This is a genomic window from Erythrobacter sp. (assembly GCF_040217515.1).
Taxonomy (GTDB): Bacteria; Pseudomonadota; Alphaproteobacteria; order Sphingomonadales; family Sphingomonadaceae; genus Erythrobacter.
On the sequence record NZ_JAVJPT010000015.1, the window covers coordinates 26,305 to 43,879 of the forward strand.

A 17,575-nucleotide genomic window follows, 5' to 3' on the forward strand; every position below is an offset into this window, starting at 1 on the left:
GCAACACTATGTGGATAGGGTAACACGATTATCCAAGTGAGGGGTCTTTCATGAATCTCGACAAGTTCACCGATCGCGCCAAGGGTTTCCTCCAGTCCGCGCAGACCATCGCCATCCGCATTAACCACCAGCGGATCACGCCATTGCACCTGCTGAAGGCGCTGCTCGAGGACGAAGAGGGCATGGCCGCCGGCCTGCTCCAGCGCGCGGGCGGCGAGCCGGCCCTGGCGATTTCCGCCGTCGATGCCGGGCTGGGCAAGATCCCGGCCGTCACCGGCGGCGGGGCGCAGGATACGCCCGGGCTCGACAACGATGCGGTGCGCGTCCTCGACAGCGCCGAACAGCTCGCGGACAAAGCGGGTGATTCCTTCGTCACGGTCGAACGCCTGCTCACCGCGCTCGCGCTTGCTCCGGGCGAGGCGGGCGAGGCGATCAAGTCCGCCAGCGTCACCCCGCAGGCGCTCAATTCCGCGATCGAGGACCTGCGCGGCGGGCGCAAGGCCGACAGCGCGAATGCCGAAAGCGCCTATGACGCGATGGAGAAATTCGCCCGCGACCTCACGCAGGCCGCGCGCGACGGCAAGCTCGACCCCGTTATCGGCCGCGACGAGGAAATCCGCCGCACGGTGCAGATCCTCGCCCGCCGGACCAAGAACAATCCCGCCCTCATCGGCGAGCCCGGCACCGGCAAGACCGCGATCGCCGAGGGTTTCGCGCTGCGCATCGCCAATGGCGACGTGCCCGACAGCCTCAAGGGCCGCACGCTGATGGCATTGGACATGGGCGCGCTGATCGCGGGGGCGAAATATCGCGGCGAGTTCGAGGAGCGATTGAAGTCCGTGCTCGACGAGGTCAAGAACGCCGATGGGCAGATCATCCTGTTCATCGACGAGATGCACACCCTGATCGGCGCGGGCGCGAGCGAGGGTTCGATGGACGCCTCCAACCTCCTCAAACCCGCCCTGTCGCGCGGCGAGCTGCACTGCATCGGCGCGACCACGCTCGATGAATACCAGAAATATGTCGAGAAGGACCCCGCGCTCCAGCGGCGGTTCCAGCCGGTTTTCATCGAGGAGCCGAGCGTCGAGGACACGGTGTCGATCTTGCGCGGGATCAAGGACAAGTACGAACTCCACCACGGCGTGCGCATCACCGACGGCAGCATCGTCGCCGCCGCGCGCCTGTCCGACCGTTATATCCAGAACCGCTTCCTGCCCGACAAGGCGATCGACCTGATGGACGAGGCGGCGAGTCGGATCCGGATGGAGGTGGAATCGAAGCCCGAGGAGATCGAAGCGCTCGACCGGCGCATCATCCAGCTCAAGATCGAGGAATCGGCGCTCGAGAAGGAAGACGACGAGGCCTCGAAGGAGCGGCTGAAAGCGCTGCGCGAGGAACTCGCCAATCTCGAGCAGGAGAGCAGCGAACTGACCACCCGCTGGCAGAACGAACGCGACAAGATCGAGGCGGAAGGCCGGATCAAGGAGCAGCTCGACGCGGCAAGGCTCGAACTCGAACAGGCCCAGCGCGAGGGCGACCTCGCCAAGGCGGGCGAGCTGTCCTACGGGCGCATCCCCGAACTCGAAACAAAGCTCGAGGAAGCCGAGGCGATGAGCGAGAACGCCCTGCTGCGCGAGGAAGTGACCGAAGAGGACATCGCCGGTGTCGTCAGCCGCTGGACCGGCATCCCCATCGACAAGATGATGGAGGGCGAGCGCGACAAGCTGCTGCAGATGGAGCAGATCATCGGCCAGCGCGTGATCGGCCAGAGCCAGGCGGTCGAGGCGGTGTCGAAGGCGGTGCGCCGCGCGCGTGCGGGCCTGCAGGACCCGAACCGGCCGCTCGGGAGCTTCCTGTTCCTCGGCCCCACCGGCGTCGGCAAGACCGAACTGACCAAGGCGCTCGCCGAATTCCTGTTCGACGACGACCAGGCGATGGTGCGCATCGACATGAGCGAATTCATGGAAAAGCACGCCGTTGCCCGCCTGATCGGCGCGCCTCCGGGCTATGTCGGCTACGAGGAAGGCGGCGTGCTGACCGAGGCGGTGCGGCGCAGGCCCTACCAGGTCGTGCTGTTCGACGAGGTCGAAAAGGCCCATTCCGATGTCTTCAACGTGCTGCTGCAGGTGCTCGACGACGGGCGGCTGACCGACGGGCAGGGCCGGGTGGTGGATTTCAGCAACACCCTCATCATCCTGACCTCGAACCTCGGCAGCCAGCACCTCTCGAACATGACCGACGAACAGACTGTCGCCGATGTCGAACCGCAGGTGATGGACGTGGTGCGCGGGCATTTCCGACCCGAATTCCTCAACCGGCTGGACGAGATCATCCTGTTCCACCGTCTGGGCCAGGAGGACATGGCCCCGATCGTCGCGATCCAGGTCGAGCGGGTGCAGAAGCTGCTCGAGGACCGCAAGATCACGCTCGAGCTGACCGATGCGGCGCTGCGCTGGCTCGGCCGGGTGGGTTACGATCCGGTCTACGGCGCGCGGCCGCTGAAGCGGGCGGTGCAGAAATATCTGCAGGACCCGCTCGCCGACATGCTGCTCGCCGGGAAGGTGACGGACGGCACCGTGCTCCATGTCGAGGAAGGCGACGGCGCGCTCGAAATGACCCCGCAGCGCGACTGAAGCGGGCGGAGGCGGGATGCGATTCCCGCCCCCGCCGCGCACCCGGCGAATATGACCATCGTGCGAAATGATCGGTTCGTTTCGCCCGATGGGCCATTGCGGCAGTTATAGCAAAGCCCAACGCCACATTCGTTGCCCGCGATTTCCGTGAATGTGGGATTAACGCAACACAGGCATGAAAAGTTGTGCGGCGCTTTCGTGCAATGATGACATCCCGGTGTCGCTATTGCACAAAAACCACATCGCAGGGGCTACTCGTCTGTCAACGGGGACCGTGCTGCATGCCTGTCTGGGGACATCGAAGGCGCGCAGGGACGGTTTGGTGGGCGGGGGTTCCGGTTGTCGCAACTGGAGTGATCATGAAAACCTTTCACCGCACCACGATGAAGGCGCTCGCCTTCTCCGCATCCGCCATCGCGTTCTCCACCGCCATGCCAGCGCTCGCGCAGGACGGCGAGCCGGGTGAAGACTGCGTCGACAATAACGTGCCCGGCATCATCAATGCCGACGGCGAATGCATCACCACGCAGGAAGGGCCGACCGGCACCACCACCTCGCAGGGCGAGGAAGTCGAAATCGCCACCGGCGCGAGCGGTGAGGTCGACCCGAACAGGGGTATCACCGTGACGGGTTCGCGCATCGTGCGCGACACCTAATTCCTCGATCTCGCCGCTGCAGGTCCTCTCGACCGAGAACCAGCAGGCGGTCGGCGCGTTCGACCCGGCGCAGATCCTGCAGCGGTCCGAAGCCGCGGCGGGCCAGCAGATCGACGCGACCTTCCAGGGCTTCGTGCTCGACAACGGTCCGGGTTCGCAGACGGTCAACCTGCGCGGTCTCGGTGCGGACCGCACCCTGCTTCTCGTCAATGGCCGCCGGCTTGCGCCCGCGGGCGTCGAAGGCGCTCCGGCCAACCCGTCGATCAACCTCATCCCGGCGACCCTGGTCGACCGTTACGACCTGCTGCTCGACGGCGCTTCGTCGGTCTATGGCGCGGACGCGGTCGCGGGCGTGGGCAACATCATCCTGCGCAAGGACTTCGACGGCCTCGAACTGCAGGCCAACGGCAACCTCAACGAACAGGGGGCTGGCAACGATTACAGCGTCAGCGCGGCGTGGGGTTTCAACACCGACCGCGGCTTTTTCGGGATCGGGGCGGAATATTCCTACCGTGACGAGGTCCTGCTCGAGGATCGGGACTTCCTGCGCGGTTGTAACCGGCATTACGAAATCGACCAGGACGGCAACATCCTCACCACCGATCTGCGCTCGCGCGCCGATATCCTCGTCGAATCGGGTGGTGCCGTCGATTTCGGGACCGACGATTGCAAGCGTGCCGGCATTGCCGGCCTGATCCAGGTTCCGACCTTCTACGGCTTCCTCTACCGCGCCGATGGTCAGGGCAACTCGGGTATTCCCGGCTTCGATGACGACATCAACGCCTTCGGCACTCCCGTGGATGCCGATGGCGACGGGATCCTCGACGTCAACTATTACGAACGGAACATCAACGGCGTCGAAACCGACGTGACGTTCATTTCGCCGCAGGACACCTACAACGTCTTCACCTACGGCGAATACACCTTCCCGGGCGAGGCGAACATCACGCCCTTCTTCGAGGCGAACTATTCGCGCATCGACGTCTCGGTGCAGAATGGCGGATCGGGCCAGTTCTTCCCGTGGGTTCCGGCGACGAACCAGTTCAACCCCTGCAACTTCGTCGGCAATCCCAATGGTGTCGACTGTTCGCGCCAGGACAACCTGTTCAACGGGCTCGACACCTTTGCCGGCGGCGCCTTCGCCCTCCCGGAAGGTCGCCTGCTCTCGGTCCGTCCGGTTCCCAGCATCCGCGGCGACCGTAACAACGTCGAATCGACGCTCGAGCAGTATCGCGGCGTTCTCGGTGTTCGCGGCGACCTGCCCTTCATCGGGTCGACCTGGACCTTCGAGGTGGCCGGTGTCTATTCGCGCTCGGAAGGCCGCTCGTCGCGTCTCGGCGTGCGCGAAGATCGTCTCGCCCTCGCGCTCGGCATCGACCCGACCGCGGACTTCAACGGCGACGGCGTGGTCGACAATGACGGCGACGGCATTGCCGACGACTATGTCAGCCAGCAGAACTCGCCGCTTCTCCCCGGCGGGCCGTGCGATGCGGCGAACCTCGCCAATCCCGGGCTCGCTCCTCCGGGGCTGTCCGAGGGCTGCGTTCCGGTGAACCTGTTCGCCCCCTCGGTGCTCGACACCATTCCGGGCGATCTCGCCAGCCAGGCCGAGCGCGATTACCTGTTCGGCGCCCGTACGTTCGACACCACCTACGAGCAGACGCTGCTTTCGGGCTTCGTCACCGGCGACCTGTTCGACCTTCCGGCCGGCCCGGTCGGCGTGGTGGTCGGCGCCGAATGGCGTGAGGACTCGATCGACTCGCAGCCCGACTTTGTCGCGGCGAACGGCCTTTTCTGGGGCTTCTTCGCCGATGGCGGTGCGACGGGTTCCAAGTGGCTCCGCGAAGTTTTCGGCGAAATGGACATTCCCCTGCTCGCGGGTGAAACGCTGGCCGAGGAACTGACCGTCAACATCTCGGGCCGTCTGACCGACGAGGAGTTCTACGGGACCAACGGCACCTACTCGATCAAGGCGGGCTGGCGGCCGGTCGCCCCGCTGCTGTTCAAGTTCAGCTACGGCACGTCGTTCCGTGCCCCGAACCTGCGTGAGAACTTCCTGCGCAGCCAGTCGGGCTTCGGCAACCTTGCTGACCCGTGCGCGGTTCCCAATGTCGCCTTCGACCCGCTCGGCGGCGGCTATCAGCCCAACCAGGACCCGCGCGACAACGCCACTCTGGATAACTGCCGCCGCGAAGGTCGCGATCCGACCCGCGTCGGGATCGACCAGGCCGGCAACGATGTCGACACGGTGGCGAGCGTCGAGATCGCGACGGGCGGGACCTTCGACCTCGAACCGGAGACCTCGCGTTCGATCACGACCGGTTTCGCGTTCGAGGAAAGCTGGGCAAGCGGTTTCGATTTCTCGTTCAACTTCAACTATTACGACATCAAGTTGACGGACTCGATCGTCGAGCCGAACCCGCAGTTCATCATCAATGACTGCTTCACTCGCCAGGACGAAACCCGCAGCCCGTTCTGCGACGCCCTCGCGTTCGGCCAGACGCCCGAAAGCCGCTTCCTCGTCAGCGGCATCACGGCCGGCTTCATCAACTTCGACACCGAGTCGGTTCGCGGGATCGACCTCAACGCGGTCTTCGGCTATCCGGTGATGGTCGGCGGCGAGGAATTCGACCTGACTCTCGCGATCCGGGCCAACCACCTGATCGAGCGTTCGAGCACCTTCATCGACGACACGGGCGCCGTGGCCTTCGACGAAGATGCCGGTGAATTCGGTTTCCCGAGCTGGACCGGTCGCGCGACCTTCAACGTGCGTTGGGAAGACCTGCTGTTCACCTGGCAGACCCGCTATATCGGCGATGTCGAACAGCAGGCCGAAGGGATCGACCCGCTTTCCGACGCCTTTGGCTTCGGCCCCGACGGCACGGACACCGGCTTCTTCGGCGACACCTGCCTCGGTAATGGTTCGCCCGGCGGGGTCGTTGCGGGTGACGGGGTGTTCTGCCGCGACGTCGGTTTCGCCGAGGAATGGTTCGAGCACACCGCCTCGATCCGGTACGACGCGGACTCCTTCCGCATCATCCTCGGCGTTACCAACATCTTCGACAACGCCCCGCCGCTGATCGACACCAACGAGGTGTTCGGCATCTCGAACACGCCGATCGGCAACGGCTACAACCTCGATGGTCGCGAATTCTTCGGCCAGATCCTCTATCGCTTCTGATCATTCCGGAAGCGGCTGAAATACGCCAGAAAGAGCGGCCTCTCGCCCTTGTCGGGAGGCCGCTTTTTTGGTTTACTCACGTGGTTCGAGCAGCGCGGACGGGAGGCCGCGCCGCAGGGCTCATCGAACGACCCTTCAAGCAAGCTGGAAGACACGACCCATGAAATTCCTCAAAGCTCCGCTCGTGGCGGCCATGGCCGGCGTTTCCGTTCTCGGCCTCTCCCTCGCCGTCAATCCCGCCGATACGCAGGCCCAGTCGCAGACCTCGGTCCCGATCGATGTCTGGGCGCTGCGCGACGTCGTCAATGCCGTGCAGGTTTCACCCGACGGAAAGCACCTGCTCGTCCACAAGATCACCAGCAAGGAGGGTGAATACCTCCTCGAGATCTACGAAACCGACAACCTGTCCGAACCCCTGCGCCGGCTCAATGCCGACCCGATGGAGATCATCGCGGCGCGCTGGGTGAGCGACAATTACATTTTCGGAACGGCCTGGCAGCAGAAGCGCAAGACGGTGAAGCGCCCCGAACAGGACACGCGCGACTACCTGACCTATTCCTACAATCTGGAAGAGAACGAGTTCAACACGATCCGCGACGGCTTCCAGATCATCAACACCTTGCCGAATGATCCTGAGCACGTGCTGGTGGCGACCGGGAACGCCATTCCGAACAATAGCGGCGTCGATCCCCTCGCCGCGTTCCGCCCGCGTGCCTATTACAAGTTCAACCTCGAGAAGGGCGCCAAGTCGCTCATCCTCAAGGGGAACAGCGAATTCCCGGTCGTCCAGGCCTTCGATAACGAAGGCAATCCGCGCTTCACCAGCCGGTTCGATACCTCCGACGAAAAGCAGAAGACCTATTATCGCAAGCCCGGCGATGGGTCGTGGACCCTGGTCAACGAATATGATCTGGAAGACCCGTCGAACCTCTACCGCATCCTGTCGGGCCTTCATGGCGTTCAGGGCTTCGATCCCGACAATCCCAATATCGGCTACATCATCGAAACCCTGCCGGGGAACGACAAGGCGGGTCTCTATGAATTCGATTTCGACACCGGGAAAATCGGCAAGGAGCTGTTCAAGCCCGAGGACGCCGACGTGATGGGCATCCAGACCCATTCGATCCCCGGCAACAACAAGCTTGTCGCAGCGCTCTATCCGGGTGCGAAGATGGAGCGGCACTGGTTCGACGAGGAGGAGAAGGCGCTTTACGAAGCGCTCGAGCAGCAGATCCCCTATGCCCACCAGATCTCGATCTCGAGCCGGTCGGTCGACGGCAAGACCATGATCGTGTCCAATCGCGGGCCGCACGATCCCGGCTCCTACTGGCTGGTCAAGGACGGCAAGCTGGCGAAGCTCGGCAGCCGCAATCCGCTGGTCAACCAGGACATGCTCGCGGATGTGAAATATATCCGTTATCCGGCGCGTGACGGGCTCAGCATCCCGGCCTATGTCACCGTGCCCAAGGTCGGCGAGCCGCCTTTCCCGCTGGTGGTGCAGCACAATGGCGGCCCGCACGTGAACGGCATGGTTTCCTATGACGAAATCGGCCAGTTCCTCGCCAGCCAGGGCTACATGGTGCTTCACCCGGAGAACCGCATTTCGGTCGGATGGGGCAAGAAGCATTTCGATGCGGGCTACGGCGAACACGGCCTGGCCATGCAGGACGACAAGGATGACGGCGTCCTCTACCTGATCGAGCAGGGGCTGGTCGATCCCGACCGGGTCGCCTTCATGGGCTGGTCCTATGGCGGCTATGCCGCGCTTGTCGCCGCGAGCCGCGAGCCGCAACTCTACCAGTGCAGCGTCGCGGTTGCCGCCGTCGCCGATGCCGAGAAGCAGTATTACGGCCGGCGCAACTCCGATCTCAAGGCGCTCGACGAATGGTCCAAGCGGCGCGGCATGATCGGGGTCAACCCGATCAACGAGGTCGACAAGGTCAATATTCCGCTGCTGATGGTGCACGGCGATGTCGACCGCCGCGTGATGTATTACCACTTCAAGGACTACAAGGAGGCCTTCGAAGAGGCCGGCAACAGCCAGGGGCAGTTCGTCACGCTGGAAAAGGCGGACCACTTCTACAACACGCTGATGTACAACCACCAGCAGCAGCTTTACACCAAGCTCGCGGATTATCTCGCGAACGATTGCGGCCAGGGCGGTCTCTGATCGGACGCGAAGGTGAACGAGGGGGCCCGGTCGTGATGCGGCCGGGCCCCTTTCTTTTGCCTGCGCCTGGCGAAGAGCCCCGCCGACAGTCCGAGAGGTGCTGCGGGGCTCGATGCGCGCAATCGGCCTGACTGTGTGCTGTCGGGGTGCGCCATGATGGCGGGCAGGCGCGCGGCGGCAAGCGCGGGTCTTACTCGATCCGCTTGCCCTTGACCCCCATCTGCCCGTTGATGCGGATGAAATAGGTCCCGAGCGAGGCCTTCTTGAATTCGACCTCGTCGCCCGGTTCGATATCGGCGAGCCGCCGGGGCACCTTGAAGATTTGCCAGCGTGCGCCCTCTGCGGTGGTGAACTCGGCCCTGCGGCGCGGGCGGTAGCGCACGCTGGTGATCCGCGTCGTCAGCGTATCGGTCGCTTCGCGGTCCTTCTCGTCGCCTGCAAGGATTCCGACATCGGGCACGGAGAGGCCGAACAATTGCCGCCGCGTGCGCCGCACGTCCTCGCGGTCGACCAGCCGCACGTCGCCTTCCTCGCTCGCGGCGAGAAGCGCGCCGACGCTGGCGTCGAAACAGGCGAGCCGCTCCGTGTCATCGACACGTCGTCGACATGACTTCAAACTGTCCAATATTTCCGCCTCTGTCCGTGCTTTCCCGGCCTCCGGCCCCGTCTCCTGGGCGTTGGCGGGAGGACTCGCCGACAAAACAGCTAGTGCAGCGCCGACACATATTCCGAGGCTGTAGCGCACGGTTTCGCTTTCGAGTCGCTCCATTCTATTGTTCCTAACATATCGTAATATAACCCAGTTTAACCGGGACGGCAGAGATTTGCACGATCGGCTGCCGCACCACTCATGGCCGGAAAAGCACCATTCGCCGCACAATGATGCGCTTTTGCAACAGCCCTTCGCCAACCGCTCTCGCAGGCTTTTGACGACAATTGCTCTGGACAGGCTGTCTGTCTTAGAGGCGCAACCCGGCGGACTTCGATCCGTCATAATATCATGCGTCATAACGGCGTATGTTCGTAAGGGGACACAACATCATGCGTTTTAACAAGGGTTCGCTGCTTGCGGGCACGATCATGGCCAGCGCCATGTTCGCCGCGCCCGCAGCCGCACAGGTAACACAGGACAGCGAGGTCGATCCGGCTATCCAGTCGGGCGCCGACCAGGAAACCGATGCCGACAATTTCATCACCGTCACCGGCTCGCGCATCCAGCAGCGCAACGTCGAAACCGCCGCGCCGATCGCGGTGGTCGAGGCCGAGGAATTCCAGCTGACCGGTACGGTCAACGTGGAAAACGTCCTGAACGCGCTGCCGCAGGTCGTGCCGGGTTTCGGTTCGGCCTCGAACAACCCCGGTAACGGCACCGCCACGGTCGACCTGCGCGGCCTTGGCGATACCCGCACGCTCGTGCTGGTCAACGGTCGCCGCTGGGTTTCGTTCGACCCCACGCAGACGGTCGACCTCAACACCATCCCGAACTTCCTTATCGAAACGGTCGATACCGTCACCGGCGGTGCCTCGGCGGTTTACGGTTCGGATGCGCTTGCGGGCGTCGTCAACTTCAACCTGCGTCAGGTCGAAGGCGTCGAATTCGGCGGCCAGTACTCGCTGACCGAGCGCGGCGACGCGGCGCGATACCAGCTTTACGGTGCGATCGGCACCAGCTTCGACGATGGGCGCGGCAATGCGACGGTGTTCGCCGAATACTTCAACCGTGAATCGCTCTTCCAGGGCGACCGCGGTTTCTCGACCTTCGCGCTTTCCGAACTGCCCGCCAATTTCGGTCCGCCGCTCCAGCAGGGCGGTTCCTCGACCCTTCCCCAGGGCGTGCTGCGATATCTCGGCGGCGCCCAGGGCGATGCGACCCTTCCTGCCGGGACCGATTTCGGAGCCGCCGGCGAAAGCGGGTTCGGCACCGGCGTGAACTTCGCCGGTCAGCCGGGCGTGATCTCGCCCACCATTGGCGATCCGTACAACTATGCGCCGGTCAACTACCTGCAGATTCCGCAGGAACGTTACCTTATGGGCGGCTTCGCGGACTACGAATTCACCGATGGGCACACCGCCTATACCGAAGTGACCTTCGTCAACAACCGCGTCGCGCAGGAACTGGCCGCGACGCCGGTAACCGGCACATTCTCGGTCGATCTCGACACCGTCCAGCCCTTCTTGGATGCGGCCAGCTTCGCGCAGCTGCAGGCGATCGACGCCGAGGAAACCGCGGTCAATACCGGGGCCGGCGCGATGGACGATCCGGGCGTGGTCGACTTCTTCGTTCAGCGTCGCACGATCGAAACCGGTCCGCGCAACACGCTCGACGAGCGGAACGCCTTCCGCGTCCTCGCGGGGGTCCGCGGTGAAATCACCCAGGACCTGAACTACGACCTGTACTACATGTATGCGCGCACCCGGAATGCGAATATCCAGGACGGGAACATCTCGCGTTCGGCATTCCAGGCCGGTCTCGACGGCACGGGCGCTACGCCGATCAACATTTTCGGTGGCGGCACGCTGACGCCGGAAATGGTCGACGCGATCTCGATCCGTGCGCAGAACGGCGACATCTCGACGCTCGAAGTCGCGAGCGGCGTGGTCTCCGGCTTCCTCGGCAATCTCGGCTTCGGGGCGAGCGACATCGGCTTCGCGGTCGGTGCCGAATACCGCCGGGTCGCCGCGCAGTTCATCCCGGACACGGCGCTCTCGTCGGGTGACGTGATCGGGTTCAACGCGGGTGAACCGACCGCCGGCAATTACGACGTGAAGGAAGTCTTCGCGGAAGTCGTGGTGCCGGTCTTCGAAACCGACAATGGCATGGCGCTCGAGGTCACGGGTGCGGCGCGTTACTCCGACTACTCGCTCGAGAATGTCGGCGGCGTGTGGACCTATGCGGGCGGCGTCGAATTCGATGTCATCGACGGGGTCAAGCTGCGCGGTCAGTACCAGCGCGCGGTGCGTGCACCGAACATCGGCGAACTGTTCGGTGGCCGGGCGATCGGCTTCCCGGGCGTGGTCGATCCCTGCGCCCAGGATACCGCCGCGACCGATACGACGATCCGCGACCTGTGCATCGCGACCGGCGTTCCGGCCGGATCGGTGGGCGATGCCGACCTTCAGCCGAACCCCCAGACCCCCGCGATCTTCGGCGGCAATCCGAACCTGGGCGAGGAAACCTCGACCAGCTGGACCGCCGGTGCGGTTCTCCAGCCGGCCTTCGTGCCGGGCCTGACGGTCACCGCCGACTATTTCGACATCGAGATCGAAGATGCGATCGCGGCGTTCGGCGGTGGTTTCAACAACACGCTGAACCTGTGCTACAACGTGGTGCAGGACATCAACAGCGCGTTCTGCCAGGTGCTGATCGGGGCGCGCGATTCCGGTACGTTCACGACGGCCAATCCGCCGCTGATCGTCCAGGAGAACGTCGCTTCGTTCCGCGTGTCGGGTGTCGACCTGCAGGTGAACTACAACACCTCGGTGCCGTTCTCGCTGCTGACCGATACCGGCGAATCCCGCATCAATGCGAGCTTCCTGGGGACGTGGACGGAACGCAACGACACCTTCCCGGTGCAGGGCTTCGACACCGTGATCGAATGCGCCGGCCGGTTCGGCAACAATTGCGGCAACCCGATCCCGACCTTCAGCTCGGTCGCGCGTGTGTCGTTCATCGACGGCCCGCTCACGGTCTCGACCCGCTGGCGGCACCTGTCGGGCGTCGAGGATGACGACGACGGCACGGATTACGCCCAGTTCAACGGGATCGAACAGATCGATGCCTATGACCTGATCGACCTCACGCTTTCGGTCGCGGCGACCGAAAGGCTGACGATCACGGCCGGCATCAACAACCTGTTCGACACCTTGCCCGACACGCCGACTTTCGATGCGAATGGCGTCGTGCAGGGTCGCCCGAACAGCCTGCTGCTCGGCGACAACCAGGAACAGGCGAACACCTTCCCGAGCGTCTACGACACGCTCGGCCGGGACTTCTTCATCTCGGCGCAGTTCTCCTTCTAGGAGGAGTGTTCCGCGAAAGCGGTCCAGACAAGGGGCGGCGGACTTCGGTTCGCCGCCCTTTTTCGTGCCGCTGCGACCCGGCCTTGCGACAAGCAGGACGGGCGCAGCGGCTCAGGAAAAGGTCAGGAAATCGGCCAGTGCGCGGCCCGACGGCTCGGCCACCGTGCTCGTTCCCGTCAGGGTGAGGCCATGCGCGGCGAAGGCGGCGAGGATGTCCTCGCGCGCATCGGCCCGGTCGCAGGCGCGCGCGAGCGAGGCTATCCGGCCGAGCTCGTTTTCCGCCTGTCCCGAAATCGCCTCGATCGTGGCGGCGATGGCGGCCGCATCCGCTCCGCGCTCGGCCCCCATCAGGATCGCGCGCCGGATCGCTTCGGGAATCTCCCAGGCCGGCGTGTCGCGGCCGTGCGCCTTCGCTCCCAGCATGGCGAGCGCGGCAGCGACCTGCGCCGCCGCATCCACCCCGCCGCGCGGATCGGTCAGCGCGCGGATCGCGGTTGCGGGGACGGCCTTTTCCTCCATCGCCCAGCCGATAGCCGCGCGGCGGGCCCGGTTGTGTTCGAGGATCGGCCCGTCGCCGCGATGGACCATCAGGCCCACGCGCCCGCTCTCGCCCAGCACCCGCGCGATCTCACCCGCCACCGCGGCCACGTCGCCATATTCGAAGCCGAACTGGCTCGTCACCGCGTCGAACGTGCCGCGGTCGAAGGGCAGGTCCTCCATCGCCACGCCGCCGCGGGTCGTCGTGCCTTCGGGCGCAGGGGGGAGTTCGGGGGCGCGGTCGATGCCGGTCAGCGACAAATCGCCTCTTTCCGCGCGCAGCCAGCGCAGCACCCGCCCGTCTCCCGTGGCCAGATCGAGCAGCCGCGCCCCTTCGGCCAGGCTCTCGGCAAAGCCGCGCCACGCCGCGCGCTGCGCCGTCTCTATCGCGGCCCAGCGGTCGGGCAGGCAGCCGGTCGAATCCCCCCCGGCATTGGCTTTCCAGAATTCGCCCCAGGCCTGTGCATCGTCCTGCGTCCCGTTCATGCGGCCCTTCCTGCGTCCGAGGCAATCACGTCGAAGGCGACGGTCATTCTTTCGGCGCCGCCGAAGGGTGTCGTGCCGTGATAGAGCGTCGAGGGAAACAGCGCGAGGTGCCCTTCGCGCGGCGCGATCGTGGCGAGCGGCGGCAGGTCGAGCCCGAGATCGGGCGGTGGACGGCCGATTTCGAGCCAGCCGGGCGGCAATGCGCCCTCGGCGACGGGCGCGTGCGCTTCCTCGGGCACGACGAGATAGAGCGCGCTGGAGACGATGCCTTGGGGATGGATATGCGCGGTGTGATAATCGCCTGCCCCGGGCATACCGCCCCCGGCGAGACGGACCGACCACGACCCGAGCAGCTCCCACGGCGCTTCGCGGTGACGCAGCAGCGGATGGCTCCTATCCGTCGGCGGCAGTTCCGCGCGATGCGCCTCGAGCGTCGCGCGGATCGCCTCGTGCAATTCGGCGAGCACCGGCTCGGTTCGGTGAAACAGGATCCCGCGCGTCTGCGTGCCCCCGCGCAAGGATTGGCCGAGCGGCATCGTGGAGCGCGCGTGGATGGCGCGCAGTTCGGCCACGGCATCGGCGATCAGACCCTCGCGCCCGACCAGCTCGCGCAATTCGACGAGCCCCGCCTGCTCGTGCAGCCACGCCGCCCGCGCGCGCGCCTCCTCGTCCTCGCCCAGCCGCCACGCGATCCCGCGCAGCGCCCAGGCGGAAATGTCCCACGGATCGGCCTCGATCGCCCGGTCGAGGCAGGCATGGGCACGCTCGAGGTCGCGCGCGCGCAGGGCATGGCGGCCCTCATGCAGGAAACGCATCGCCCGCTTGTCGGAAAGCCGGGCGAAGATCGCCTCGGCCCGCTCCCATTCACCGGCCGAGCCGGCATGCACCGCCTCGATCAGCGCGAAATGCATCTCGCTCGGGAAACGCCGGCGCGCTGCGGCGGCGACCTCGGCGGCTTGGGCGGCATGGTCGAGCCCGGCGAGGACTTCGCCATGGGCGGCCGGGATATTCGGGTCCTGCGGGACCTTGCTCGCGGCTTCGGCGAAGGGGGCGGTCCAGTCGGCCTCGCCCGCCGCGTGTTTCAGCCCGGCAAGGAAGGTGAGCGCGGCGATGAAGCCGGGGGCCTGCGCGCAGATCTGTTCGGCAATCACGCGCGCACCGGCAATGTCGCCCGCGACCTCCAGCGCCTGCGCCTTGCCGAGCCACAGATCCGCATCGCCCGGATTGACCGCCAGTGCCGCATCGAAACGGGCCGGCGCGTCGCTTTCGCCGCGTTCGAGCGCGACCCGGGCGCGGCCGTGGAGCGCGCGCGGATGGTGCGGTTCGGTGCCCAGCGCCGCCTCGTACCAGCGCGCCGCTTCGGCGGGGTGGCCGAGCGAGCGGTGCGAAAGCGCGGCGACGCTGCCATAGCGCGCCACCGTGCGGCCTTCGGTTTCGTGCGGGGCGATCGCGGCGAGCGCGTCCGCGTGCCGCCCCAGCCGCTGCAGCGCGATGGCATGGTTGAGCGCGTAATCCATCATTGCAGGCGCGATCTCGCAGGCGGCGGCGAAATGGCCCGCCGCGGCGGCCGCATCGCCCGATTTCAGCGCGATGTCCCCCGCCGCATCGGCGAGCGCGGCATCGCCCGGATGGTTGCGCCGGGCCTCTTCCGCGATCCGCCGTGCGCCCGCCAGGTCGTTGGCCTGCATCGCCATGCGAACGCGCACCATCGCCTCGGGCGCGGAGAGGGTGGGGGAAGGCGCGCTCATTTTGTGCGCAGCCAGCCGGTCACTGCCATGCGGCCCATCGGCGCGAAGGGCGGGACATAGCTGACCATGTGCGATGTCGGCACGCGGAACAGGTTGAGGGCATTGAAACGCGGGCGGAACCCTTCGACCACGTCGCCGTCCTCGTCGAGGAAGAGCAGGTAGCCGCCCCAGTCGGGATGCCAGTCCTCGCGCGCGAAATTGAGCACATAGGCCACTTCCCAGCCTTCGGCGACATGGCTGTCGATATGGCGGCCGAGATAGTGGCCCGGCGCATAGAGGGTCGCCTGCCCGTCGGCCTTGAAGAGGGTGTCGATCCCGGTGATCTCGCGCGCGAGGGCCATGAATTCGGGTGCATTTATGTGTTCGAGCAGGATTTCATGCGCCTCGTTGCCCACCCAGCCTTCCTGCACGGCGGTGAGGATCGGGTAATGGGCGAAGCGAAAGCCGTAATCCCCGCGCGCGGTGTGCTGTTCGGCGGCCTTGAACGCGGAACCGAGCGCCTGCTGGCCCTGCGGCGTCTTCGTTTCCTCGGCGCGGAAGCTTTGCGGCCTGTCCTTGCCCGCGCCCACCGCCATGCCCCAGGGTGTGCCGCGCGCAAGCACGGTGAGGATTTCGCGCGCGCTTTCGGCGGTCAACACGTCGCGCACCTGCACCCGCCCCCGCTCGGCAAAGCGCCGCGCGAGCGCCGCCCGGTCGAGCGCGGGATTGATCGCGAAAAGCGTCCGTGTCCCTGCCGTGCTCACGCCCGGCCCACTGCCAGCCGCTCGCCCCGCTGGCAAGGGATAGTCGGCCGGGCGCAAGCAGGCGCGCGCGAGCCGTTTGCCCGCTTGATTCCCGCTCGCGCGTCCCATAGTCGAGTATCAAACCGCAACGGGTTTTGGGGATCAAAGGAGAGAGACAGACATGAGCACAGCCTATATCGTCGAAGCCGTCCGGACGGCCGGGGGCCGCCGGGGCGGGCGGCTGGCAGGGGTCCACCCGGTCGACCTGCTGGCCGCGTCGCTGGATGCGATCGTGGATCGCAGCGGGATCGATCCGTCGGCGGTCGACGATGTCGTCACCGGCTGCGTGACGCAGGCAGGCGAACAGTCGATGCAGGTCGGACGCATGGGCGTGCTCGCCTCGAACCTGCCGGATTCGACCCCGGCGGTGACGATCGACCGCCAGTGCGGCTCCTCCCAGCAGGCGATCCAGTTCGCGGCGCAGGCGGTGATGAGCGGGACGCAGGACGTCGTCATCGCGAGCGGGGTGGAAAGCATGACCCGCGTGCCCATGGGGTCCAACGCGACGCTCCACATGAAAGAGGGGCTTGGCCACTACAAGTCGCCGCGGCTGGAGGAGAAATTCCCCGGCGTGCAGTTTTCGCAGTTCATGGGCGCGGAAATGATCGCGGAAAAGCACGGCTTTTCAAAGGACGATCTCGACCGTTTCGCCCTGTCCAGCCATGAAAAGGCCATCGCTGCGACGCAGGCGGGCGCCTTCGAAAGCGAAATCGTGCCCGTGGAGATCGAGACTCCCGAAGGCGAGGAGATGCACACGGTCGATGAAGGCATCCGTTTCGATGCGAGCCTCGAGGGCATTGCGGGCGTGAAACTGCTCGCACCCGACGGCAAGATTACCGCGGCCTCCGCCAGCCAGATCTGCGACGGATCGAGCGCGGTGCTGGTCGTTTCCGAAGAGGCGCTGAAGAAGTACGGCCTGACGCCGATTGCGCGCATCCACAATCTGACCGTGACCGCGGGCGATCCGGTGATCATGCTCGAAGAACCGCTTTTCGCCACCGACAAGGCGCTGGAGCGTAGCGGCCTGAAGATGGACGACATCGACCTTTACGAGGTGAACGAGGCGTTCGCCCCCGTGCCGCTCGCGTGGCTGAAGCACACCGGCGCGGACCCCGACAAGCTCAATGTCCACGGCGGCGCGATCGCGCTCGGCCACCCGCTGGGCGCGAGCGGAACCAAGCTGATGGCGACGCTGGTTCATGCGCTGAAGCGCCACGGCAAGAAATACGGCCTGCAGACGATGTGCGAAGGCGGCGGTGTCGCCAACGTGACCATCGTCGAATCGGTCTGACATCTCCTGAAACCGGCGTGCCCGAAACGATCGGCGCGCGGGTTTCGCGCAAATTCCAATCAGAGAGGAAA

At 65.5% G+C, this 17,575-nt stretch carries 10 protein-coding genes; 6 read left to right on the forward strand and 4 right to left on the reverse strand.

Translation table 11 applies throughout. From position 1 onward, the window contains the following. Positions 1-50: 50 nt before the first annotated feature. The 4 genes from clpB (at position 51) to RIB52_RS14295 (ending at position 8,640) form a co-directional block, all read left to right on the forward strand. Positions 51-2,633 carry an ATP-dependent chaperone ClpB gene (clpB, locus tag RIB52_RS14280; RefSeq protein WP_350176708.1) on the forward strand — a complete coding sequence of 861 codons (2,583 nt, stop codon included), beginning with the start codon at positions 51-53 and terminating at the stop codon, positions 2,631-2,633. Positions 2,634-2,992: 359 nt separating this feature from the next. Beyond that, on the forward strand, positions 2,993-3,289 hold the full coding sequence (locus RIB52_RS14285) for a hypothetical protein (RefSeq protein WP_350176710.1): 297 nt from the start codon (positions 2,993-2,995) through the stop codon (positions 3,287-3,289). A 76-nt stretch (positions 3,290-3,365) separates the two neighbouring features. Beyond that, a complete protein-coding gene (locus tag RIB52_RS14290) occupies positions 3,366-6,470 on the forward strand; it encodes a TonB-dependent receptor domain-containing protein (protein ID WP_502879554.1) in 3,105 nt (1,034 codons plus the stop codon). Between the two features lie 160 nt (positions 6,471-6,630). Continuing rightward, positions 6,631-8,640, forward strand: coding sequence for an alpha/beta hydrolase family protein (locus tag RIB52_RS14295; protein WP_350176712.1), 2,010 nt, complete (start codon positions 6,631-6,633; stop codon positions 8,638-8,640). Positions 8,641-8,830: 190 nt separating this feature from the next. Here RIB52_RS14295 and RIB52_RS14300 read toward each other — a convergent pair whose 3' ends face one another. Further along, on the reverse strand, positions 8,831-9,265 hold the full coding sequence (locus RIB52_RS14300; RefSeq protein ID WP_350176714.1) for a hypothetical protein: 435 nt from the start codon (positions 9,263-9,265) through the stop codon (positions 8,831-8,833). 416 nt (positions 9,266-9,681) lie between these two features. On the opposite strand from RIB52_RS14300, the gene RIB52_RS14305 reads away from it, so the two are divergent. Continuing rightward, positions 9,682-12,660 (forward strand): TonB-dependent receptor domain-containing protein, encoded by a 2,979-nt coding sequence (locus tag RIB52_RS14305; RefSeq protein WP_350176716.1) that lies wholly within the window; start codon positions 9,682-9,684, stop codon positions 12,658-12,660. Between the two features lie 111 nt (positions 12,661-12,771). Here RIB52_RS14305 and RIB52_RS14310 read toward each other — a convergent pair whose 3' ends face one another. Genes RIB52_RS14310 through RIB52_RS14320 form a run of 3 tightly spaced genes read right to left on the reverse strand, consistent with a single transcriptional unit; the run spans position 12,772 to position 16,174 of the window. Continuing rightward, on the reverse strand, positions 12,772-13,683 hold the full coding sequence (locus RIB52_RS14310) for a class I SAM-dependent methyltransferase (RefSeq protein ID WP_350176718.1): 912 nt from the start codon (positions 13,681-13,683) through the stop codon (positions 12,772-12,774). Continuing rightward, a complete protein-coding gene (locus tag RIB52_RS14315; RefSeq protein ID WP_350176720.1) occupies positions 13,680-15,431 on the reverse strand; it encodes a tetratricopeptide repeat protein in 1,752 nt (583 codons plus the stop codon). The genes RIB52_RS14310 and RIB52_RS14315 overlap by 4 nt, the downstream gene beginning before the upstream one ends. Continuing rightward, positions 15,428-16,174: a 2OG-Fe(II) oxygenase gene (locus RIB52_RS14320; protein ID WP_350176722.1), complete on the reverse strand. Its 747-nt coding sequence runs from the start codon at positions 16,172-16,174 to the stop codon at positions 15,428-15,430. The genes RIB52_RS14315 and RIB52_RS14320 overlap by 4 nt, the downstream gene beginning before the upstream one ends. Before the next feature lie 160 nt (positions 16,175-16,334). Here RIB52_RS14320 and RIB52_RS14325 point away from each other — a divergent pair, with 160 nt between their 5' ends. Then, positions 16,335-17,504, forward strand: coding sequence for an acetyl-CoA C-acetyltransferase (locus RIB52_RS14325; RefSeq protein ID WP_350176724.1), 1,170 nt, complete (start codon positions 16,335-16,337; stop codon positions 17,502-17,504). Positions 17,505-17,575: the final 71 nt, after the last annotated feature.